The organism is Pilimelia terevasa (assembly GCF_014647915.1).
Classification (GTDB): domain Bacteria; phylum Actinomycetota; class Actinomycetes; order Mycobacteriales; family Micromonosporaceae; genus Pilimelia; species Pilimelia terevasa.
Genome location: NZ_BMQC01000009.1, coordinates 122,817 through 144,269, shown reverse-complemented (window position 1 = coordinate 144,269; position 21,453 = coordinate 122,817). Strand labels below are relative to the sequence as shown.

At 74.6% G+C, this 21,453-nt stretch carries 19 protein-coding genes; 6 read left to right on the top strand and 13 right to left on the bottom strand.

The genetic code is table 11. The annotated features are described in order from the left end of the window. The first annotated feature begins 1 nt into the window (after position 1). Positions 2-1,042 carry a polyprenyl synthetase family protein gene (locus tag IEY75_RS14310; protein WP_229789689.1) on the top strand — a complete coding sequence of 347 codons (1,041 nt, stop codon included), beginning with the start codon at positions 2-4 and terminating at the stop codon, positions 1,040-1,042. 117 nt (positions 1,043-1,159) lie between these two features. Here IEY75_RS14310 and IEY75_RS14305 read toward each other — a convergent pair whose 3' ends face one another. Beyond that, complete coding sequence (locus tag IEY75_RS14305; RefSeq protein ID WP_189114832.1) at positions 1,160-3,946, bottom strand: type 1 periplasmic-binding domain-containing protein; 2,787 nt, start codon at positions 3,944-3,946, stop codon at positions 1,160-1,162. 329 nt (positions 3,947-4,275) lie between these two features. On the opposite strand from IEY75_RS14305, the gene IEY75_RS14300 reads away from it, so the two are divergent. Further along, positions 4,276-5,745, top strand: a complete 1,470-nt coding sequence (locus tag IEY75_RS14300; protein ID WP_229789687.1) for an MFS transporter — start codon at positions 4,276-4,278, stop codon at positions 5,743-5,745. A gap of 253 nt (positions 5,746-5,998) precedes the next feature. After that, positions 5,999-6,964 carry a GlxA family transcriptional regulator gene (locus tag IEY75_RS14295; protein WP_189114831.1) on the top strand — a complete coding sequence of 322 codons (966 nt, stop codon included), beginning with the start codon at positions 5,999-6,001 and terminating at the stop codon, positions 6,962-6,964. A 97-nt stretch (positions 6,965-7,061) separates the two neighbouring features. Here the strand turns inward: IEY75_RS14295 and IEY75_RS14290 are convergent, their stop codons facing one another. The 4 genes from IEY75_RS14290 to IEY75_RS14275 form a co-directional block, all read right to left on the bottom strand. After that, complete coding sequence (locus IEY75_RS14290) at positions 7,062-7,565, bottom strand: fibronectin type III domain-containing protein (protein WP_189114830.1); 504 nt, start codon at positions 7,563-7,565, stop codon at positions 7,062-7,064. Between the two features lie 205 nt (positions 7,566-7,770). Continuing rightward, entirely contained in the window at positions 7,771-8,616 is an 846-nt protein-coding gene (locus IEY75_RS14285; RefSeq protein WP_189114829.1) for a Scr1 family TA system antitoxin-like transcriptional regulator, read from the bottom strand. Further along, positions 8,597-9,112 (bottom strand): DUF6879 family protein, encoded by a 516-nt coding sequence (locus IEY75_RS14280; protein WP_189114828.1) that lies wholly within the window; start codon positions 9,110-9,112, stop codon positions 8,597-8,599. Before IEY75_RS14280 ends, IEY75_RS14285 begins: the two co-directional genes overlap by 20 nt. Before the next feature lies 1 nt (position 9,113). Further along, the gene (locus IEY75_RS14275; protein ID WP_229789685.1) at positions 9,114-9,425 is read right to left on the bottom strand and encodes a hypothetical protein; all 312 of its coding nucleotides are present in this window, start codon (positions 9,423-9,425) and stop codon (positions 9,114-9,116) included. Positions 9,426-9,578: 153 nt separating this feature from the next. On the opposite strand from IEY75_RS14275, the gene IEY75_RS14270 reads away from it, so the two are divergent. Then, on the top strand, positions 9,579-9,818 hold the full coding sequence (locus tag IEY75_RS14270) for a hypothetical protein (protein ID WP_189114827.1): 240 nt from the start codon (positions 9,579-9,581) through the stop codon (positions 9,816-9,818). Positions 9,819-10,100: 282 nt separating this feature from the next. Here the strand turns inward: IEY75_RS14270 and IEY75_RS14265 are convergent, their stop codons facing one another. The 5 genes from IEY75_RS14265 to IEY75_RS14245 all read right to left on the bottom strand — a co-directional run bounded on the left by IEY75_RS14265 (position 10,101) and on the right by IEY75_RS14245 (position 17,436). Beyond that, positions 10,101-10,751, bottom strand: coding sequence for a DUF4360 domain-containing protein (locus tag IEY75_RS14265; RefSeq protein WP_189114826.1), 651 nt, complete (start codon positions 10,749-10,751; stop codon positions 10,101-10,103). 185 nt (positions 10,752-10,936) lie between these two features. Beyond that, positions 10,937-12,271 carry a M1 family metallopeptidase gene (locus IEY75_RS14260; RefSeq protein ID WP_189114825.1) on the bottom strand — a complete coding sequence of 445 codons (1,335 nt, stop codon included), beginning with the start codon at positions 12,269-12,271 and terminating at the stop codon, positions 10,937-10,939. Next, on the bottom strand, positions 12,268-16,206 hold the full coding sequence (locus IEY75_RS14255) for a Pls/PosA family non-ribosomal peptide synthetase (RefSeq protein ID WP_189114824.1): 3,939 nt from the start codon (positions 16,204-16,206) through the stop codon (positions 12,268-12,270). Before IEY75_RS14255 ends, IEY75_RS14260 begins: the two co-directional genes overlap by 4 nt. 79 nt (positions 16,207-16,285) lie before the next feature. Continuing rightward, positions 16,286-16,855 (bottom strand): HDIG domain-containing metalloprotein, encoded by a 570-nt coding sequence (locus IEY75_RS14250; RefSeq protein WP_189114823.1) that lies wholly within the window; start codon positions 16,853-16,855, stop codon positions 16,286-16,288. Positions 16,856-16,965: 110 nt separating this feature from the next. Further along, positions 16,966-17,436 carry an NUDIX hydrolase gene (locus IEY75_RS14245; RefSeq protein WP_189114822.1) on the bottom strand — a complete coding sequence of 157 codons (471 nt, stop codon included), beginning with the start codon at positions 17,434-17,436 and terminating at the stop codon, positions 16,966-16,968. 248 nt (positions 17,437-17,684) lie between these two features. On the opposite strand from IEY75_RS14245, the gene IEY75_RS14240 reads away from it, so the two are divergent. Then, positions 17,685-18,284: a hypothetical protein gene (locus IEY75_RS14240; protein ID WP_189114821.1), complete on the top strand. Its 600-nt coding sequence runs from the start codon at positions 17,685-17,687 to the stop codon at positions 18,282-18,284. 35 nt (positions 18,285-18,319) lie between these two features. Here IEY75_RS14240 and IEY75_RS14235 read toward each other — a convergent pair whose 3' ends face one another. The 3 genes from IEY75_RS14235 to IEY75_RS14225 all read right to left on the bottom strand — a co-directional run bounded on the left by IEY75_RS14235 (position 18,320) and on the right by IEY75_RS14225 (position 20,640). After that, complete coding sequence (locus IEY75_RS14235) at positions 18,320-18,868, bottom strand: SRPBCC family protein (RefSeq protein WP_189114820.1); 549 nt, start codon at positions 18,866-18,868, stop codon at positions 18,320-18,322. Between the two features lie 171 nt (positions 18,869-19,039). Then, the gene (locus tag IEY75_RS14230; RefSeq protein WP_189114819.1) at positions 19,040-19,975 is read right to left on the bottom strand and encodes a maleylpyruvate isomerase family mycothiol-dependent enzyme; all 936 of its coding nucleotides are present in this window, start codon (positions 19,973-19,975) and stop codon (positions 19,040-19,042) included. 107 nt (positions 19,976-20,082) lie between these two features. Beyond that, positions 20,083-20,640, bottom strand: coding sequence for a hypothetical protein (locus tag IEY75_RS14225; RefSeq protein WP_189114818.1), 558 nt, complete (start codon positions 20,638-20,640; stop codon positions 20,083-20,085). Between the two features lie 361 nt (positions 20,641-21,001). Here IEY75_RS14225 and IEY75_RS14220 point away from each other — a divergent pair, with 361 nt between their 5' ends. Next, a complete protein-coding gene (locus IEY75_RS14220) occupies positions 21,002-21,445 on the top strand; it encodes a BP74-related protein (RefSeq protein ID WP_189114817.1) in 444 nt (147 codons plus the stop codon). The last annotated feature ends 8 nt before the right edge of the window (positions 21,446-21,453 follow it).

Sequence of the window (21,453 nt, the reverse complement as noted above, 5' to 3'; positions counted from 1 at the left end):
GGTGACGGCGGCGCCCGAGCGGCTGACCACCGGCACCCCGGCGCCGGTGGTCGAGATCCTGGCGTGGAGCCGGGGGATCGTCGCGCCCGCGCTGCGGGCGGCGGTCGATCCGCTGCCCGCGCCGCTGCGGCACATCGCCGGCTACCACCTCGGCTGGTGGGACGCCGGCGGGCGGCCGGAGACGGCCTCCGGCGGCAAGGCGGTACGGCCGGCGTTCGCGCTGCTCGGCGGCGCCGCCGTCAGCGACGTGGTGACCGACGCCGTCCCGGCGGCGGTGGCCGTCGAGCTGGTGCACAACTTCTCGCTGCTCCACGACGACGTCATGGACCGCGACGTCACCCGCCGGCACCGGCCGACGGCGTGGACGGTCTTCGGCGAGTCCCCGGCCGTGCTGGCCGGGGACTCGCTGCTGGCGGCGGCGTTCCTGGCCATCGGCGGCACGTACGCCGCCGGGGCGGCCGGCCGGCTGGCCGGCGCGGTCCAGGAGCTGCTCGCCGGGCAGTACGCGGACCTCGACTTCGAGGCCCGGTCCGACGTGGACCTGGCCGCCGTCGAGGCGATGGCCGAGGGCAAGACGGCGGCGCTGTTCGGCGCCGCCTGCGGCCTGGGCGCGCTGTGCGCGGGCGGGGACGGCGCGACCGTGGACGCGCTGACCGCGTTCGGCCGGCGGGCGGGGCTGGCGTTCCAGATCGTCGACGACCTGCTCGGCATCTGGGGCGACCCCGCGGTGACCGGCAAGCCGGCCCACACGGATCTGCGCAGCCGGAAGAAGTCCTTCCCGGTGGTCGCGGCGCTGCGCTCGGGGACGCCCGCGGGGGCGGACCTGGCAGCGCTCCACGACCGGTGCGCGCCGCTGGGCGAGCCGGAGCTGGTCGAGGCGGCGGAGCTGGTCGAGGCGGCCGGCGGCCGGCGGTGGTGCGAGGAGTACGCCGACCGGCTGCTCGCCGACGCCCGGTCGGCGCTGGCCGCCGCGGGCGTCGCCGCGGAGGCGGGCGACCGCCTCTGGACGCTGGCCCGGTTCCTCGGCGGCCGCGACCACTGAGGACCACCCGGGGCCGGCCGCCGCACCCGGCCGGCCCCGGGCACCCGGTCGGCCCGGGACAGCCGGCCGTCCCGGGAGCCCGGTCGCGCCGGGCACCCGGTCGCGCGGGCCGACCGGTCAGCGGGCCGGGTGGCCGTCGTGGCCGACGCACGCCTCCGCGCGGTCGGGTGCGGTGCGGACCAGCCCGCAGGCGTACCGCGGCTGCGGGTAGGCGCCCGTGCCCCCCTCGGCCGTACCCGCGCTCATCGCCCGCAGCACCAGCACGGCCTTGCGGTCCGGCTCGCGCACCCGCGAGGTCTGGGCGAACAGCAGGAACCCCGTCGCCCAGGCCAGATCCAGCCGCTGGCCGGTCTCGTACACCGCCTTGAGCAGCTCCGCGGGGCGCGGCCGGGCGTCGCCGCTGACCGTCGCGTACGCCTTGGCGTGCAGCAGGACCGCGTCGTGGGCCAGGCCGCTCTGCCCGTCGGCGGCGTCGGCGCAGTAGGTCGAGGTCCGCCACCGCTTCTGGTAGGCGTCGCGGAACCCGTTGGCCAGGTTCAGCATCGCGCGCGCGGGCTTGCCCGGGCCGCCGAACCCGGGGTGGCAGCGGACGATCCCGCTGGCGCCGCCGAGGTAGTCGATGGTGAGGTCGCGGAAGTCGTGCGCGCCGCCGCCGGTGACGAACCGGGTGACCGAGTCCGCGGCGAGCACGTGCGGCCGGGCCTCCGGCGGGCAGCCGGCCAGAGCGCCGAGGAAGGGCCGGATCTCCTTGTCCCGCCCGGCGTAGAAGATCGCGGGGCGGAACGGGGTGCCGGGGCGCAGGCCCGCGGCGGTCCCGCGGACCAGCGCGCAGATCTGCTCGCCGGCCTCGGCGGGGCTGGTCCGGCCCTGCTCGCCGGGGGTGAACGACAGGCTGGGGTGCTGCAGCGCGATCCGCGGCCGGCGGTCGGGGCGGAACAGGGCGCGGTGCGCCCGGCGCAGGTCGGCCTCCAGCTCGCTGGCGTACGTGCTGTCGATCTTCTCGTCGGAGTAGACGATCCACAGGTGTGTCGTCGGGGTCGCGTTCTCCAGGTACCGCAGGGCCACCGAGGTCTGCCGCCGGTTCGACGGCCCCACCTGGTAGTAGTGGGTCCGGTCGCTGAGCGCGAAGGTGTCCCCGGACAGCAGGGTGCCGATCATCGGCATCCTCGCCCGTTCCAGGTCGTCGACGGCCGCCGCGGTGGTCGTGTGCGAGACGCCGAGCCCGACCACGGCGTCCACCGGCCGGCCGGAGTCGCGGACGGTCAGGACCAGCCCCGCCGCGTCCTGCGCGTGCGCCATGTCCACCCCGGCGTTGACCAGCAGCACCTCCACGCCGACCTTGGGGCCGGCGCGGGCGTCGTCCTGCGCCACCGCGATGCCGCGCAGCTCCTCCCGCAGGGCGTACCGGTCGTCGGGGTCGGTGGCCGAGAGCATCCCCAGGTACGCGATCGTCGTGCGCGCCGGCTGCCCGCGCGCCGCGTCGTTGTTGGCGGCGATCGCGTCCGCGGCGGCGTTGAGGTCGTCGGCGAGCGGGTCGGTGCTCAGCGCCCGGAACGGCCGGGTCCCCACCGCCGTCGGCCACACGCCGATGCACTCGGTCGCGGTGCTGCCCCGCACGGTCGGCCGCGGTCCCGGGGCGAAGACCCGGGTGTACAGGTCGGGGTCGCCGAGCCGGGTCCAGGCGAACGGTGCGCCGCAGGACTCCTGTGCCTGCGCCCGCGCCAGCACCACCCCGCGCGCGGCGACGGCGACCAGCGCGAGCACCAGCAGCGCGCCCACCCGGGAGCGGGTGAACCACGGCTGCCGCACCCGCAGGTGCCCGAGCGCGGCCAGGTCGTCGATCGCCCCGGGCACGGGTGCGCCGGTCAGCCGGAAGGGCAGCGTCCACTGCGCCCGGGCCCCGGCGTGCGCCAGGGCCCGCCGCCACTCGTCGTGGGCGTACACGACCTCGGCCGGGTCGGCGCCCGCGGTCGTCGGCGGGCCGGGGTCGGCGACGACCAGCAGCAGCGGGTCGGGCACGTACGGGGTCCGCCCGGTCCCGCGGCGCGCGGCGGCGACCAGGTCGGCGAACCGCTCGACCCCGGCCACCCGCGCGTCGAGCAGGACCACCGGGTACGCCAGCCGGTGCCGCCCGCCGCGGCGCAGGCCGCGCCGCCCGTACGCCCGGCGCAGGTCGGCCAGCAGCGCGTCGACCAGGAACCGCTCCACCTCGCCGGGCGCGGCGGCGGCCAGCCCGCGCTGCGCGAACTGCCGCGCCAGCCGGTACAGGTGCCGGCCGTGCGGCCGGGTGATCGGGTGCCGGGCCACCCACCGCGGCACCGCCCAGAACCGCAGGAAGGCGCGCAGGCTCAGCTCGGGCGCGTACGTGACCAGCAGCCGGACCAGCCACGGGAAGTCGCGGCTCAGCTCCCGGCGGTCGTCGGGGTCCGGGGCGCCGAGGCCGGCATGGCGGGCCACGTGGGCGCGCAGGTTCGCGGCGATCTGGCGGTCCATCGTGTCGGGGGTGGGGGTGGGGCGCAGTTCGAGGTGGAGGAGCCAGGTGACGATGCCGACGTGCGGGAACCGCAGGCGCGGGCTGCCGGCCACCGGGGCGGCGAGCTGCCCGACCAGCTCGTCGACCAGCGCGCGGACCGGCAGGCGGGCCGGCGGCCAGGTGACGCTCTCGTCGACCAGCGCGTGCGGGACCGGGTGCGGCCGGGCGGTGTCCAGCCGGTGCCGCAGGCCCGGCAGCGGGCTCGGGTCGGCCGCGTCGTGGTGCAGCCGGACGACGGGCAGCGGCCGGTCGCGCCACCAGTGCCGCGGGCGCGTGAGCAGGGCGTCCAGCCGGGCCAGCAGCCGGGCGGCGCCTACGAACCGCAGCCCGCCGACCTGCGCGCGGTCGAGCCGCCAGAAGCGCTTCGCCATTCGTCCACCCATCCGGCAACCCCCGTCGTCGCGTCGTCACGGAAGGACGACGCGATACACCGAGTAACCAATCGATGCGATTTGCGCAACCCCTCTACGCGGATTGTGCAAGGTCGGCGCAAACCGTCCACCCCGGCGGGGGAACCGTCACTCCTGAGTACCGTCGGCCGGCCCCGGCGGGCGGCGGCCGCACCTGGCCGCGCGCCGGGGCTGACCGACGGGCCGGGGCGGGCTGTCCGCCATGCCCGATGGGCGACGCTGCGCGCGGATCGGCGCCCGGGTCGCACGGGCGCCCGTCTATGCGTACTGTCGGTGCGGGGGTGGTAACCGTGAAGTCCCGTCCGTCGGGTGCCGACACCCGGATCCGCAGCCTGGTCCCCGCGCGGCTCGACCGCCTGGCCTGGGCGCCGTTCCACACCAGGATGGTGCTCGCCCTGGGTACCGCCTGGGTGCTCGACGGCATCGAGATCACCATCGCCAGCGCGGCGACCGCCGTCCTCACCGACGGCGCGACCCTGGGCCTCTCGGTCGGCCAGGTCTCCGCCATCGCCACCGTCTACCTGCTCGGCCAGGTCTGCGGCTCGCTGTTCTTCGGCCGGCTCGCCGACGCCCTCGGCCGCCGCAAGCTGTTCCTGCTGACCCTCGGCGTCTACCTGGCCGGCAACGCGCTCACCGCCTTCACCTGGGGCAACGGCCCGGCGGCGCTGGTCTTCCTGTACCTGACCCGGTTCGTGGCGGGCGCGGGCATCGGCGGAGAGTACGCGGCCATCAACGCCGCCATCGACGAGATGATGCCGGCCCGGTACCGCGGCCGCGTCGACATCGCCGTCAACGGCACCTACTGGGCGGGCGCGCTGATCGGCACCCTCGGGACCTTCATCCTGCTCAACCAGGTGTCGCTGGACCTCGGCTGGCGGATCGGCTTCCTGCTCGGCCCGGTTCTCGGCCTCGTCGTGTGGGGGATGCGCCGGCACCTGCCGGAGAGTCCGCGCTGGCTGATCATGCACGGGCGGGAGCGCGAGGCGGAGGACAACACCGCCCGGATCGAGGACGAGGTGCGCGCCAGCGGCCAGGTCCTGGCCGAGGTGCCGGCCGACGCCGCGATCGAGATCCGGCCGTCCGGGCGGCACGGGTACCTCTCGCTGCTGCGGGTGCTGTTCAGCCGGTACCCCGCCCGGTCGGTGCTGAGCGCCACGCTGATGATCACGCAGTCCTTCCTGTACAACGCGATCTTCTTCACGTACGCCCTGGTCCTGACCAGGTTCTACGGCGTCGCGGCGGCCGACGCGCCGCTGTACCTGATCGCCTTCGCCGTCGGGAACCTGGCCGGTCCGCTGCTCATCGGCCGGTACTTCGACACCTGGGGCCGCCGGCAGATGATCGCCGGCACCTACCTGGTGTCGGGGGTGCTGCTGGCGGGCACCGCGGTGCTGTTCAACGCCGGCGCGCTGACCGCGCTGACGCAGACCCTCGCGTGGTGCGTCATCTTCTTCTTCGCCTCGGCGGGGGCCAGTTCGGCGTACCTGACCGTCAGCGAACTGTTCCCGCTGGAGGTGCGCGGCCAGGCGATCGCCGTCTTCTTCGCCATCGCCCAGTGCTTCGGCGCCGTCGGCCCGATCTTCTACGGGCGGCTGATCGGCGAGGGCGAGGACCCGTCCCGGCTGTTCGTCGGCTACCTGGTCGGCGCCGGGGTCATGGTCCTGGGCGGCGTGGTCGCCTGGTTCCTGGGCGTGGACGCCGCGCGCCGCTCGCTGGAGGACGTGGCGCCGCCGCTGGCGACGGTCGCCGCCGACGACTGAGCCGGCCGGCCGCCGGCCAGCGCGAGGTCGAGTCGGCCGCGGGCGCGGTCCCGGTCGTCGGGGGCGCCGCCGCGGGGCCAGACCGGCCCGGCCGCGTGCCGGTGCTGCCGCTCCAGTTGGACGACGACGAGGGTCAGGGCTGCGAGGAGGATCAGCAAGATGGTCATGGCACTAAGTTTTGCCGCATAGAAATACTGCCACCAGTGGCACTTCTGCCCTTGTCCGAAAAGATTCTGCCACCTACGCTGGGCACATGCTGGAACGCGTGGCGGTGCTGGTCACCGACGGAGTGGCTCCCTTCGAGTACGGCGTGGTCTGCGAGGTCTTCGGGGTCGACCGCACCGACGACGGGGTGCCGCCGTGCGACTTCCGGGTCTGCGGCGAGCGCCCCGGCGTACCCCTGACCGCCAGCGTGGGCGCCGGCCTGGTCCCCACCCACGGCCTCGACGCCCTGGTCGACGCCGACCTCGTCGCGGTACCGGCCGCGGGCATCCACGACGACTACCCGCCCGCCGTCCTCGACGCCCTGCGCGCCGCCGCCGGCCGGGGCGCCACCCTGCTCTCCCTGTGCACGGGGGCGTTCCTGCTCGGCGCCGCCGGCCTCCTCGACGGCCGCCGCTGCACCACCCACTGGCGGCACGCCGAGGTCTTCGCCGCCCGCTTCCCGACGGCGCTGCTCGACCCCGACGTCCTGTTCGTCGACGACGGCGGCGTCGTCACCAGCGCCGGCACCGCCGCCGGCATCGACGCCAGCCTGCACCTGGTCCGCCGGGAACTGGGCGCCCAGGTCGCCACGGCCGTCGCCCGCCGCATGGTCGTACCCCCGCAGCGCGAGGGCGGCCAGCGCCAGTTCGTCGCCGCTCCCGTGCCCGACTGCACCGCCGAGAGCCTGTCGCCGGTGCTCACCTGGCTGCTGGAGAACCTGGCCGAGGACCACAGCGTCCCCGCGCTGGCCCGCCGGGCCAACCTGTCCGCCCGGACCTTCGCCCGCCGCTTCGTCGCCGAGACCGGTACGACGCCCCAGCGCTGGATCGCCACCCAGCGCGTCCTGCACGCCCGCCGCCTGCTGGAGGAGACGGTCCTGGGCATCGACGAGGTCGCCACCCGGTGCGGCTTCGGCTCCGGCGCGCTCCTGCGGCACCACTTCCAGCGCTCGGTCGGCGTCAGCCCCCACGACTACCGCCGGACCTTCGCCCACCGGGTACCCGTCCACCGCTGACCCCGCAACGACGACGAGGGCGCGCCGGGTGGGATTCCCGGCGCGCCCCTCGGTGTGTCGGCGCGGGCGGCCCTCCAGCGGGCCGCCCGCGTGCCTGTCAGTAGTAGTAGCCGCCGGTCGTCACGTAGTCCGGGCTGGACCACTCGCCCCAGCCGGCGCTGTTCTTCGCCCGGACCTTGATCTGGTACCGGGTGCCCGGCCGCAGGCCCGTCAGGTCCCAGCTCCGCGTGTAGCCGTTGACCGTGCGGGCGCTGACCTCGCGGCCGGTCGAGGACTGGTAGGCGCGGACGTCGTAGTTCTGGATGCTGTACCGGCTGGAGGGCTGGTTCCAGTTGACCCGCACGGCGTTCGCCCAGACGCAGCTCGTACTCGCGTATACCCTGCCCGGCGCGTTCGGCGAGATCGTGGTGCTCGGGACCGGTACGGGCTCGTAGTCGCCGCCGGTGGTGGTGCCGGTGCCGGTGCTGGTGCCGGCGTTCACGAGATCGTCGAACCAGCCGGCCTGCGCGCTGGCCGGCGCCACCACGATGGTGGCGACGCCGGCACCGACGGCGAGGGCGGTCGCTGCGAGGGACCGGAGGAGAGTCGACTTGATTCGCATGACGTGCCTTTCCGTCGGGGGACGCTTCGGACATTTAGGGTGCGGTACGGGGCTGAGGCCGAGCTGTGGCCGACCTGAAGTCCCGCTGAGGTGCCCCCGCCGACACCACCCGGAAGGCCGGTCCGGCCGCCGCGCGGAGTCCGTTTCCGCCCGGTCGGCCGACACGGTTGCGGCCCATTCCGCCCGGGCCTTCGTGAGACGCGGGTCACACCTCGCTGATCGTCCGCGCGACGATCGCCCGCGCCTCCCGACCCCATACGGCCTGGTCGCGGAAATCGCCGAAGAGTTTGACGTAGAGGGCCACCTCCTCCGGCCGCGTAACTTTGATCTTGGCTGTCGCGGTCTCCTGGAGGACCAGGGCGTCGTCGTGGATCCAGAAGCCTTCGGACACGCCGCGGCGCACGTTCGCCAACGGGAGGATGCCGAATGCGACATTCGGCATCCTCATCATGGCCAGCAGGTGGGTCAACTGCTCTTCGTGGCCGTCCGGGGACAGGAAACGCACATGCAGCGCCTCCTCGCCGATGATCGAGATGACCCGCTTTGTCGGGGCCAGTGCGTGCCCGGCCCGGTCGCGCTTGTACGCGATGGTCTCCGCAATGTCGTCGGGGGTATCGAAGAAGACCCGCCAATAGCTCATCAGCGCGCGTATGTAGGCGTCGGTCTGGAACGGCCCGGGGAGGCAGGCGATCTCGAAGATGCGGAACACCTGCGTGCGGCGGTACAGGTCCATGCTGCCGCGGCCACCGAGGTGCTTCAGGCCCGCGCGGACCCGGGTGCGGAATTCGACGTACGCGGAGTCGACATCCCGCAGCGTGGCGAGTAGTTCGGGGATGGTTTCCGGGGTGCCGCAGTGCGTGCACCAGTCCCGGACGTTCTGCTCGGTCGGCTGCTGGATGCCGTGTTCCAGCCGGGAGAGTCTGGTGCGGTGGATCCCGCACAGGTCCGCCAGTGCCCGCCCGGTCAGGCCGGCGGACCTGCGGATCTGACGTAGCCGGGCGCCCAGACCCCGACGCGCGTCGGCTACCGCACTAGATTCGGAAGTCGCCATGCGCCGTTGACAGTCGCCAACAGGACTCGAAAGCTGAGAGGCACAACTGCACCACGTGAGGGGCCTCCGTCACGGTGAACAGGTTCAATGGCCCGTCACCGGCGAAGTGGAGGAACATCACAGACTTTCTGTCGAGCACGTAGAAGTCATTGCCGGGAAAGGCCAGGTGTGACACCCGCTTGCGGTCGCACCACCGAGTCTCCTCGCCGTGCGCGATGATTTCCGGCACACCGGCGTGTACCCAGCGGTGGTACTCGCTGACTGGTGTACTCACGACCTTGAGGCGTCGGAGATTCTTTCCCTCGTCGGCGAGTCGGCGGACGTTGTCGAGCCAGGGTCGCATCCATCCGTTGTCGTCGGTACCGGTCGTCTGCCAACGCATGAAATCAGGCTTTTCGTCGACGGTGAGGTAGGAATCGCGCAGCTCCATGTGCATCCACGACTCGGCAATACCCAGATAGCGAGCGCGGAACTCCTCGTACGTGATCTCGCGCATGTCAGTCCTTCTGCATCAAAAACGGCAGCATTCGAAACGGGACCTCCACGGCATCTTCGTCGTCGGGGATGTTGAGGCGTGCGTGTGTCTGGGCGTCCAGCTTCCGACCCTGAATCACCCAGCTCTGACGCTCGGTGCATCGGTAGACGGTGGGGCTTCCGTCGTTCTTGGAAGCCGGGTCCTTGCCGACGAAGTCGAGATTCATGTTCCCTCGCGCGGTGTGCAGGGATGTGCGGGAAGGACATCGTCGGTCGACGGCGCCGTCGGCGTCAACCGCAACCTTCTGCACACGTCTGTCGCTGACCGATTCCACCTTCGTAGCGTTGCCCTATGTGGTGGTGGCTCGCGTTAGGTGGTGGATCAATGGTCGGATTCGCGCTCGGCCTTGTGGGCCTGAAGGTGCGTACGCGCTGGTGTCCCGCGTGCGGCGGCCACACGATGTACCTGCGACCGGAGGTGGCGACCGATGCTCGCCCGCGGTGACGCGCTGATCCTGCGCGCACACGAGTACCGCGACGGCTCGGACACCATTCTCGTGACGGTGGACGTCGTGGGCGACGTCCGCCAGGCGCAGGACGGCGCCTGGCTGGTGTCCGTCAGAGCGACCGAGACCACGCCCACCGGTCGGCGGACCCGGTTCCTCCAGATCGACTCTGCCGCGGTGTCGACGGCCAAGCTGCGCGTCGGTGTCGTCGCGCTGTGGTGACCCGCATCCGCGCGACCGTGGGCCGGTTCCGCACCACGTGCGCCCGGCGAAGCCCGATATGCCCACGATGAAGGGCACAGGAAACTGGTCCTGTCGGACGCGAACTACGGGCCAGATGCAACTTCACGTCGACCTGGGTGAGGCGTACCCACGGGTTGTCGTAGAGGGTCCGTTCGCCGTACACGCCCCAGCGGGGCACATCGCTGTCCGGGACCGCGGTCACGCCGTCGAGCCTACGAGGCGGCGCGGCAGGCTCCCGTTGGCGCGCCCCGGGACGTCATGTCAGCAGGTGCGCCACTGGAAGTGGTACCGGTGGTGGCCGGGAGCCATGTCGCTCCGGGTGTCCCGGGCCGACTCCGTGGCGTCTACCTCGACGCGGGTGTTCAGGTTGATCTGCGCGGCCGCGCCGCACGCGCTCCAGAGCGGGGCGGGCAGCGGTTCGGTGTGGTCGTACCCGCCGCTCATCGGACCCCTGACGTCCGCGACGAACTCGTTCTGCTGGGGCGTCCCCGAGAAGTACGTGACGACGGTCTGCCTGGCTTTCGCGTGCGCGGCCAGCGCGGCCGAGCCGGGGGCGGTCACCGGCGTCAGGGCGAAACTGAAGCCCGCCCTGTGGTTCAGCGTGAGATTGATCTGGCAGCTCTTCCTGGCGACGTCGACCCACCCGGTCGTGCCGTCGTCCTGGGGGACCAGCCCGGCCTCGGCCGTGAACGCGCCGTACACGACGTCCACCACGGAGTTGACGCCGTTGCCCAGGAGGACGGAGGTGTCGCCCTTGTGGCAGCCCGAGCCGTTGAGCACCACGTTCGTGAGCTTGACGTCGGGGCCGTCGGTGGCCGGGGCGGGCGCCGCGGCAGCCGGCGCCGTCGCGCCGCCGAGGGCGAGGCCGCCGGCCGCGAGCGCGGCGCCGATGCGGGTCGACAGGTCTGTCATGGTGATCTCTCCTTGGCGGAAGCTGGCCGTGACAGGGCGCGAACGGGACAGTCCCTTGACGACGGACCGCCGACGTGGCCCACGCCATACGGTAGCGGCCGTTCTGCCCCTCTCCCCGTGCCAGCGCCGCTCGGAAGCGGTGGCCCGTGGATTTCTGTGGTCACCACCGCCGGTGGGCGAGGGCGTCAGCGCGGGACGGGAGGCGGCGGTAGGGCCGGGGTGTCCAGCCAGGTGGTGAAGAACGTGTCCAGCGGGTACGGGGCGTGCCGGTTGGCGAGCCGGATGAACTCCCCGGTCGTGGCCGTCCCGTGCCGGTGCACCGCGGTCCACGACCGCAGCAGCGCGAAGAACGCCGCGTCCCCGACCGTCCGGCGCAGCGCGTGCAGCGTGAGCGCCCCGCGCCGGTACACCCGGTCGTCGAACATCCGCCGCACCCCCGGGTCGCCCACCAACAGGTCCTGGGGCTGGGCCGCCAGGCGGGCGTGCCAGCGGGCGGCGTGCGCGTCGGCCGGCTCGCCGCCGCCGGCCTCCGACCACAGCCACTCGGCGTAGCTGGCGAAGCCCTCGTTCAGCCAGATGTGCCGCCAGCTCGCCGGGGTCACGCTGTTGCCGAACCACTGGTGGGCCAGTTCGTGGGCCACGAACCGCTCGTGGGTGCGCCGGCCGTCGACGTGGTTGGCGCCGAAGATCGAGACGCCCTGGGCCTCGACGGGGACCTCCAGCTCCTCGTCCACGACGACGACCGTGTACGCGTCGAAGGGGTACGGGCCGAACATCTCCTCGAAGGCGGCCAGCATGAGGTCCTGCCGGCCGAAGTCGTGGGCGCAGCGGGTGGCCAGCCGGGCCGGGACGGCGGCCCGCAGCGGGATGCGGCCGGGCGTCTCCCGCAGGTCGTACCGGCCGATCTGGACGGTGGCCAGGTACGTGGCGGTGGGGACGGGCTGCTCGTACCGCCACGTCGTCGCTCCCGCCCCGGTGCGGCGCAGGGCGAGGTGGCCGTGCGCGACGACGGTCAGCGGGGTGCCGGTGGTGACGGTGGTGGCGTACGTCGACTTGTGGTCGGGGCGGTCGTTGCACGGGAACCACGACGGCGCGCCGACCGGCTGGCTGGCGACCATGGCGCCGTCGTCGAGGTGCTCCCAGCCCACGGCACCCCAGTGGCTGCGGATCCCGCGGGGCACCCCGGCGTAGCGCACCTCCACCGCGAACGGCGCGCCCTCCCGCAGCGGCACGGCGGGCCGGACGGCGAGCTTGCCGCCGCCGTGCCGGTACCGGGCGGGCCGGCCCTCGACCAGCACCCGGTCCACCCGCAGCGGGCCGAGGTCGAGGCTGAACCCGGCCAGGTTCCGCTCGGCGAGCGCCGTCAGGGCGGCCCGCCCGGCGAGCCGCCCGGAGCTGACCCGGTACTCCAGGTCGAGGTCGTAGTGCTGGACGCGGTAGCCGCCGTTGCCGTGCCGGGGCAGGTACGGGTCGGTGGAGACGGCGGCGCCGACGCTGAGGTCGCGCTGGTGGGGGTTCAAGGTCGACGGGCTCCGGGGGTGCGCCAGGGGGTGACGGGGTTGCCCAGCCAGCGGCTGTGCGCCGGTACGGTCTCGCCGCGCAGGACGAGCGAGGCCGGCCCGACGGTGGCGTGCGCGCCGATCGCCGCGGCCGGCAGGACGATGCCGTGCGGTCCGAGGGTCGCGCCCGCGCCGAGGGTGACCGTGTCCATCCGCATGATCCGATCATGGAACAGGTGGGTCTGCACGACGCACCCGCGGTTGACGGTGGCCCCGTCGCCGATCCGCACCAGGTCGGCCTCCGGCAGCCAGTACGTCTCGCACCAGACGCCGCGGCCGATCCGGGCGCCGAGCGCCCGCAGCCACAGGTTCATCAGCGGCGTGCCGCCCAGCGCGCCGACGAGCCACGGCACGGCGAGGACCTCGACGAAGGTGTCGGCCAGCTCGTTGCGCCAGACGAAGCCGCTCCACAGCGGCCGCTCGACCGCCCGGAACCGCCCGACGAGCAGCCACTTGGCCAGGACGGCGACCGCGCCCGCGGCGAGGCCGGCGGCGGCCACCAGCAGCCCGGCGCCGGCCAGCGCGACCGGTCCGTACCGCCCGAGCCCCCAGGCGAGCGCCGCCGCGGTGAGCACCAGCAGCGCCACGGTCGCCATCGCCGGCACCAGCCGGCACAGCTCGACGGCCGCGCGGGCCAGGACCAGGTGGCGGGGCGGGTCGAACGTGCGGCCCTCGTCGCCGGCCGCGGCGGCGCGCGGCAGCTTCATCGGCGGCATCCCGAGCCACGAGCTGCCGGCCTTGGCGCGCTTGGGGGCCGCCGACAGGACGCCGACGAGGCCGCGGTTGGGGACGCGGCGGCCCGGGGCGGTCATCCCCGAGTTGCCGAGGAACGCGCGCTTGCCGATCCGGGCGGCGGCGATGCGCAGCCACCCGCCGCCGAGTTCGTAGGAGCCGACCACGGTGTCGTCGGCGAGGAAGGCGCCGTCGCCGACCGTGGTCAGGCTCGGCAGCGCCAGGACGGTCGAGGCCTCCACCCGGCGCCCCACGGCCATGCCCAGGGCGCGCAGCCACCCGGGCGTGAACAGGCTGGCGTACAGCGGGAACAGCGCGACCCGCGCCCGGCTCATGAGCTGCTCGGTCGCCCAGGCCTGCCAGGCGACCCGCCCGTGCACCGGGTACCGGCCCTCCCGCAGTCCGACGCTCAGCGCCCGGACCCCGAGCAGGGTCAGGACCGCGTAGGCGGCGCCGCCGGCCACGGTCGCCGCGGGGACGGCGGCGAGCGCGTCGGCGAGGGCGCCCGCGCCGGTCGGCCGGGCGCGCAGCGACCACCCGAGGACGGCCAGCCCGGGGAGCGCGGCGGCGATCGGGAGGAGGTCCAGCAGGAACGAGGTGAGGCCGTAGGCCAGCGTCCACCGGGCGCGGCGCGGGGGCCGGCCGGCCGGGTGTCGGCGGACCCGCCCGGCGCGCGCCGCCGGCACGCCCGCCCAGCGCTGGCCGGCCGGTACCGCGCCGACCACGCAGGAGCCGGGCGCGACCTCGGCGTTGCGGCCGACCCGGGCACCGGGCAGCAGGGTGCTGCGGGTGCCGACGGTGGCCCCGGCGCCGACCCGGATCCGGCCGACGTGCAGGACGTCGCCGTCGAGCCAGTGGCCGGCGAGGTCCACCTCCGGCTCGACGGCGGCGCCGCGGCCGAGCCGGAGCAGGCCGGTGACCGGGGGCGGGGAGTGCAGGTCGGTGTCCGCGGCCAGCCGGGCGCCCAGCGCGCGGGCGTACCAGGTCAGCCACGCCCCGGTCAGGCGCGTCGCGCCGACGGTCGCGGCCAGCCGCTCGGCCAGCCACAGGCGCAGGTGCACGCCGCCGCCGCGGGGGTACCGCCCGGGGCGGACCCCGCGGAGCAGCAGCCGGACGCCCGCCGCGCCCAGCGCCAGCCGCCCGGCCGGGCTCCAGCCGACCAGCCAGCCGAGGCCGACGGCCCACCACGCCGTCGTCGGCACCCCGGCGCCGGGGGCGAGGACGGCCAGGACGTTGGCGAGCGCCGCCAGCGGCACCGCCAGGCGCAGGCCGGACAGCGTGAGCAGCGGCAGGGTCAGCGCGGTCTGGGCTAGGCCGGCGGCCCGCGGCGTCGGCGGTACCTCGCGCTGCCGGACCTCGGCCGTGCCGTGCCGCTCCAGGCACTTGGCCAGGGTGCCGACCGTGGGGTGCTGGTAGATGTCGCCGACGGCGGCGTCCGGGTACCGGGCGCGGATCCGGGACACGAGCTGCGCGGCGGCGAGGCTGGAGCCGCCGTGGTGGAAGAAGTCGTCGTCGGCCCCGCGCACGGGCGCGCCCAGGACGTCCTGCCACTGCCGGGCCAGCCACTGCTCGGTGTCGGACAGCAACGGCGGCGGCAGGTCGTCGTCGGGCAGGGGCAGCGGCCAGGGGAGGGCGGCCCGGTCCACCTTCCCGGAGGTGCGCGTCGGCAGCGCGTCGACCACGGTCAGCAGCGGGACCAGGGCGGCGGGCAGCACCTCGCGCAGCGCGTCCACGGCGGCGTCGACCGCGAAGCCCGGTCCGGCCGGGACCACGTACCCGACCAGGAGCTGGTGCCCGGCGCCGGTGGTCTGGACGGCCGTGGCGGCGCCGGCCACGCCCGGCAGGGCCTGGAGGGCGGCGTCGACCTCGCCGAGTTCGATCCGCCGGCCGCCGAGCTTCACCTGCTCGTCGGTGCGGCCGAGGAAGACCAGGCCGGCCCGGTCGGCGCGGACGAGGTCGCCGCTGCGGTACGCGCGGGGCCAGCCGAGGGCGGGCAGCGGGGCGTACTTCTCGGCGTCCCTGGCCGGGTCGAGGTACCGGGCCAGGCCGACGCCGCCGATGACCAGCTCGCCCTCGCCGCCGTACCCGACGACGGCACCGGCGGCGTCCACGACGGCGAGTTCCCAGCCGTCCAGCGGCAGCCCGATCCGCACCGGCGGGGTACCGGTCAGCGGCGCCGCGCAGGCCACCACCGTGGCCTCGGTGGGGCCGTACGTGTTCCACACCTCGCGGCCCTCGGTGGCCAGCCGCTCGGCCAGCTCGGGTGGGCACGCCTCGCCGCCGAAGATCAGCAGCCGGACCTCGTCCAGCGCGTCGACCGGCCACAGCGCGGCCAGCGTCGGGACCGTCGAGACGACGGTGATGCCCCGGTCGACCAGCCATGGGCCGAGGTCGATGCCGGCGCGGACGAGCGCCCGCGGCGCGGGGACCAGGCAGGCGCCGTGCCGCCAGGCCAGCCACATCTCCTCGCAGGAGGCGTCGAAGGCGACCGACAGCCCGGCGAGCACGCGGTCCCCGGGGCCGATCGGCTCCTCGGCGAGGAACAGCCCCGCCTCGGCGTCCACGAAGGCGGCCGCCGCGCGGTGGGTGACGGCGACGGCCTTGGGGCGGCCGGTCGAGCCGGACGTAAAGATGATCCAGGCGTCGTCCGCCGGCCCCGGTCCGGTCGCGGCGGGCGGTCCCACCCCCGACGTCGCTTCGGCGTGTGCCGCCGGTTCCGGCTGTTGCGGGGCGTGCGGGACCGGGACGCCGTCGGCGCCGACGACCGCGGCGACCGCCGCCTCCCCGAACACGAGCGCGGCCCGCTCGTCGGGGTCGTCGGCGTCGACCGGTACGTAGGCGGCGCCCGCGGCGAGGATCGACAGCACGGCGACGTACAGGCCGGCGGTGCCCGAGGGCGCCCGCAGCCCGACGCGGTCGCCCGGCCCGATTCCGGCCGCCCGCAGCCGGGCCGCCCCCGCGGCGACCCGGGCGTCCAGCTCGGCGTACGTCAGGACCGTCTCGCCGTCGTCCAGGGCGGCGGCCCGGCCGTAGCGGCGTACGGTTTCGGCAAAAATGTCCACCAGTGTCCGCGGCGGGGCTGCCGGCCCGGCCGTGAAGACGGCCCGGTCGGCGACGCCGCCCGGCGGCGCGGTCGGCAACTCGGTTCCGGCATTGACGGTCACGTGGCGCCCTCCCGCTCGGCGGGCAAGCTACCCGGCCCTGGTGAACAACACGGGAACGGACAGCCTGTCGTGACCTGGATCACACCGGGACCCGGACCTCCGCCAGCCGCCGCTCGACGCGGGCCGCCACCGCCCGCAGGTACGGTCCGCGGCGGTGGTGGGCGCGCGCCTGGGGGGACCGGCGCCCGTGCCGGGACAGCATGTCGGCGATCCGCTGCTCCACCGTCATGTCGGCGCCGTGCGGGCCGACGGTCTGGTCGGCGTACGTCAGCAGGTCGGCCATCGGCGACTGCCCCCGGGGGAACGCGGCGAGCGCCGGCAGCAGCCCCCGGACGTCGGCGACGTAGCAGGCGCCGGAGTGGTGGGCGACCAGCCCGTTGAGGCGGGCCGGCCAGCCGATCCGGTGCAGGTGCCGGGCGCCGTCCAGGGGGTGGAAGCCGGTGTCCCGCAGCGCCTCGGCGTACCCGACGTCGTGCAGCCAGGCCGCGGCGACGAGCAGCTCGCCCCCGTCGGCGAGCGTGCGGGCCAGTTCGTCGGCGCGGGCGGCCACCCCGACGGTGTGCGCCCAGCGCTCCGGCAGTTCGGCGAGGAGGGCGTGGCTCAGTTCCCGCGCCCGGTCGACCATCTCATGTGGAGTGATGGTTCTCATGCCCGCACGCTACGCACCGCACCCGCGCCGAGGTCGGACCCCACATGAACAATGCCCGTACTCCCCGTTACTCCCGCCCAGGCGCTGACGGGATGTGCGGTTCCAGCGACCTAGTCGAAGTGGGGGTACCGCTTCGTCAGGTAGTGGGCCAGTTGTCGCCGCTGGGTGGGGTGGATGTCCAGGGCGTCGAGGTGGTGGGGGGCGCACCACCTCGCGTCGGAGGCCTCTTCGTTGGCCCGGGGCTCGCCGGAGAACGGGCGGCCGAGAAAGATGATCTCGAACTCCTGTCGGCATTCGCCGTCGGAGGTGTAGTAGACGATGTGCCCGGGATCTGAGTAGATGCCGAGCAGTTCCGTGATGCCGACGGTGACACCGGTCTCCTCGCGGGTCTCCCGGACCGCACACTGCGTGGGCGTCTCGCCGAGCTCCTGCTTGCCTATCGGGATCGCCCACTGGCCGGTGTCCCGGCGGCGCTGGAGCAGCAGCGCGCCGGCCGGGTTCACGGCGAGGACCCCCGCCGCCGGAGTGAGGGTGTTGGGCGGCGGTGCCCCGGGGTCGTTCCAGTACTCGACGCGGCCCATCTCAGTTCTCGCCTTCTCGCCAGGGTGTGGCGGTGTTCCAGACCGCGTTGAAACTGGCTACGTAGTGGTCGAACACAGTGCCGCCGCCGACCTTCCGGTAGTGGAGTGTGGGGTTCAGGCTCGCGGGCTCCCCATAGAGGCAGGCCAGTGCATGTGCGGGGGCCGGGTGCTGACCGTTCGTACCCTTGCCCGACATTGATCGTCTTCATATGGTGACCCGTGGCCGCGGGGAGACTGAGGGAGACATGATGAACCGCAGCACCGGGCGGTACGGCCTGCTGGCCGCCGCCATCCTCACGCTCGGCGTCGGCGTGGCGGGACCCGCCAGCGCCGCGCCGAACACCCGATTCGTCCCCGCCGCCATCACCGACCCGGCCGGGGACGTGTACGACGACGACGACGAGCTGACCGACGCCCCGTACGCCGACATCGTGTCGGCCGACGGCAGGTCCAGCGCGGCCAGCCTCGTCCTGACCTACAAGACCGCCAAGGCGCTCCACCCGGAGGACGACCCCAACTGGGAGAGCGAGGGCACCTTCACCGACTTCCTGCTCGACACGAACGCGGACGGCACCGCGGACTTCGACGTCGAGTACGGGGTCTTCGAGGGTGAGCTGTACGTCGACGTGTACAAGGTCGACGACCAGGAGGACCCGCCGGTGGCCTGCACCGGCACCGCGGAGTTCGCCAACGGCGCGCACACGGCCACCGTGCCGCTGTCCTGCCTCGGCAACCCGCGCAGCCTCGGGTACCGGGTGGAGACGGTGTACGACCAGGACGTGGACGACGAGAACTCGCTCGCCGCGTACGACGTCGCCCCCGAGACCGGGTTCGCGAAGGTCAACTGAGCGGGCGCGGGCGCGCCGCTGCCGGGGCGCGTCCGCTAGCCGGTCGGGTCGCCGCCGTCCTCCGGGGCGGCGGCGGCCGCCGGGCGGGGGGCCGCGGGGGTCAGGGCGGCGAAGTACGGGGCCATCGCCGGGTGGTAGTCGGCGAAGTCCGGCCGCGGCCCGCCGATCAGCGCCGCGACGAACAGGTCGAGGTAGAACTCCCAGCCGGGGCCGATGTCGCCCACGCCCCCGGCGTCGGCCAGGTGCTGGACCAGCTCCAGCGTCGTACCGCCGTCGCGGGCCGCCAGCAGCAGCTCCAGGCGCCACGTCCCGTACTCGTCGACCATCGACACCGCCAGCCGGCGCGGCGGCGTGCACGCCTCGATGTGCAGGTCACCCCACGGCTGGCCCTCCTCGTGGGCCATCTGCACCCGCACGGTCCGGCCCGCGCCGGGCTCGCCCTCCCACGGGCCGAACCAGTCGGCGGTGCGGCCCGGGTCGGTCAGGCCGGCCCAGACCTCCGGTACGGCCACCGGCAGCGTCCGGGTGAGTACGAGGTCGACGCCGTCGGCGGCGCGGTGCAGGACACCGGTGGGTCGGGGCATGGTGGCGGCTCCTCTCGTCGTCCGGCGGCGCCGCTGCGCGGCCGGGGTTTCCGGCGGTCGGCTCCCCCGGCACCGATCCGGTCGGCCCGGGCGCGTCCGGGGCGGGCGCCCCGACTGAACCGAGGTTCACGTCTCCACCGAGGCCCACCGTCTCCACCGAGGTCCGCCGTTTCAGCCGAAGCCCACCGTCGACAGCCAGCGGTTGAGCAGCGCGCCGTCGCCGTCGACCGTGACGTCGTGGCCGCGGGCCGGCGTGCGCCCGTACACCGTGAGCAGCAGGCGCGTCAGCGGCGCCCGGACGGAGACCGCGGCCGGTCCGCCGCCGCGCCGGTGCGCCATCAGCGCGCCGGTCAGGTCGACGAACCAGTCCGCGCCGGCCGGTGTCCCGTCGTCGGCGTGCAGGTGCAGCGTGCGGCCCGGGCCGAGCAGGGCCCGCCGGTGCGGGTGGAAGTCGAGCATCGCGGGCAGGGCGCCCAGCTCCATCCACTCGTCGAGGGCGTCGCGGGCCAGGTCGGCCGGGGCGGCGAAGGGCTCGTGCACGGCCAGCACGGCGTCAGCCCGGTGGACGAGCGTCTCGTGCGCGAACCGGCGGGCGTAGAAGCCGGCCGTACCTCCGGCGACCGGCGTCCAGAGCGGCTCCGCCGGGTCGGTGTCGACCAGCGCCCGGGCCAGCGCGGCGGCGCCCTCGTCGAGCCAGGCCGCCAGCGGCGCCGCGGCCTCGTCGGCGTACGGGGACAGGTCGCGGAAGGCGCGGTCGGGCGGGGGCCGGGTCGCCCGGGTGCGCAGGATCTCGGCGGCCCAGCGCTGCCCGCCGCCGAGGTGCCGGGCGAGCTGGCCGAGGTTCCATCCGGGGCAGGAGGGGACGCCGACCCGCGGGTCGGCGGCGGCGACCAGGCCGCTGAGCAGGGCGGTCTGCGCAACGATCTCCGCGGCGTACCGCTCGTGCCCCAGCCGTTCCCGCCCCAGCCCGTTGTCGCCCGGCCCGTTGTCGCCCGGCCGGTCGGGGGCCGGCGGTCGATCCTCCGGCGGTCGACCGGCCAGCGGTCGACCGCCCGGCGGTTGATTGCCCGGCGGTTGATTGTCCAGCGGCCCGCGATCCCGTGACATGCCCGCCACCCTAGAGCGGCGGGCCGACATTTCTCCGCGGTTCGCGCGCCACCGGGTCCGACCGGCCGCCGCGCCGCCCGGCGGAAGCGGCGGGCCGGTCGGGTACCTCAGGCGGGGTCGACGTGTCCGGCCACGCCCTCGTAGGTGTAGCCGAGGTTGTTGAAGGCGTTGACGGCCTCGTCCCAGTTGGTGGTGTAGAAGTGGTCGCCGGCCGCGCCGCTGTACAGCCGGTACAGCGGGGAGCGGCCCGAGGTCCAGACGTAGCCGGTGACGCCCTCGTACCTGTACCCCAGGTTGTTGAAGGCGTTGACCGCCTCGTCCCAGTTGGTGGTGTAGAAGTGGTCGCTCTGGCCGGGGCTGTACAGGCGGTGCAGGGCGACCGTGCCGGCGTGCGCGGTCGGCATGATCTTGCCCGCGACGCCCTCGTACCTGTAGCCGAGGTTGTTGAAGGCGTTGACGGCCTCGTCCCAGTTCGCGGTGTAGAAGTGGTCGGTGCCCGCGCCGCTGTACAGCCGGTGCAGGGCGACGGTGGCGGTCACGCGGTCGGCGGGTGCCGCCGCGGGCGGCGGGGCGGCGGGGCCGGCCGTGGCGGGCAGCGGCGCGGCGGTCAGCAGGGCGCCGGCCGCGAGGGCGGCGGCGAGCAGGCGTGGAGCGGAGCGACGCACGGGTTCCTCCGTTTCGGGCGGCCGGATCCCCACCGGCGGCCGCCTCCACGGTAAGTCAGGCGAACGCTCCACAGTGGTCGGTCGTCCGGCGTCCGATTCGGGATGATCGGCCCTTGACGGCCCCGACGGGCCGACCGCGCCCCGCGTCGTCGGACGGGCCGTAACCAAGCTCACAACTCCGCGGCGGCGCGGGAGTGAGCTGCCGCTATCGGTGGGCGTCGATTGCCGTCCGGGCGCGCTGGCGGACACCCGGCGTGCGCGGGTGGATCCGCGCCGTCACCGTGTAGGGCAGGTGCTTCCCCGCCCAGGGGCGCCGCTCCTTCGCGGGGGCACCGTGTCGTCCACGAGAAAGCAGGTTGTGATGTCCTTCTCTGCCAAGGGTGCACTGACCGCCGTCGCGCTCGCCGCGGCCGGCACGCTGGCGGCCGCTGCCCCCGCCGCGGCCGCCGGTCCGCAGCTCAGCTACCTCGCCACCATCCGGGTCGACGGGGGCGGCGGCGCGCAGTTCTTCAAGGCCCGCCTGATCGCCCCCGACGACGTCCAGGGGGCCTCGGACAACCTCAACGGCACGAGCACCCGGCACATCAACGGCCGGGTGGTCCGCACCGGCCCGGACGCCAACGCCGGCTACACCTGGCACCTGGACCCGTACGACGTGGCGTTCGTCGACATCTCCGCCGAGGTCTGCGACGGCGTGCCCAGCTTCGTCGCCGGGGACCCGGCCAGCTACGTGCGGTTCTGCCCGTGGCGCACCAGGGTCGTCGACCTGCTGGCCAGGTACGACCCGTACAAGCCGCGCGGCTGACCGCGGGC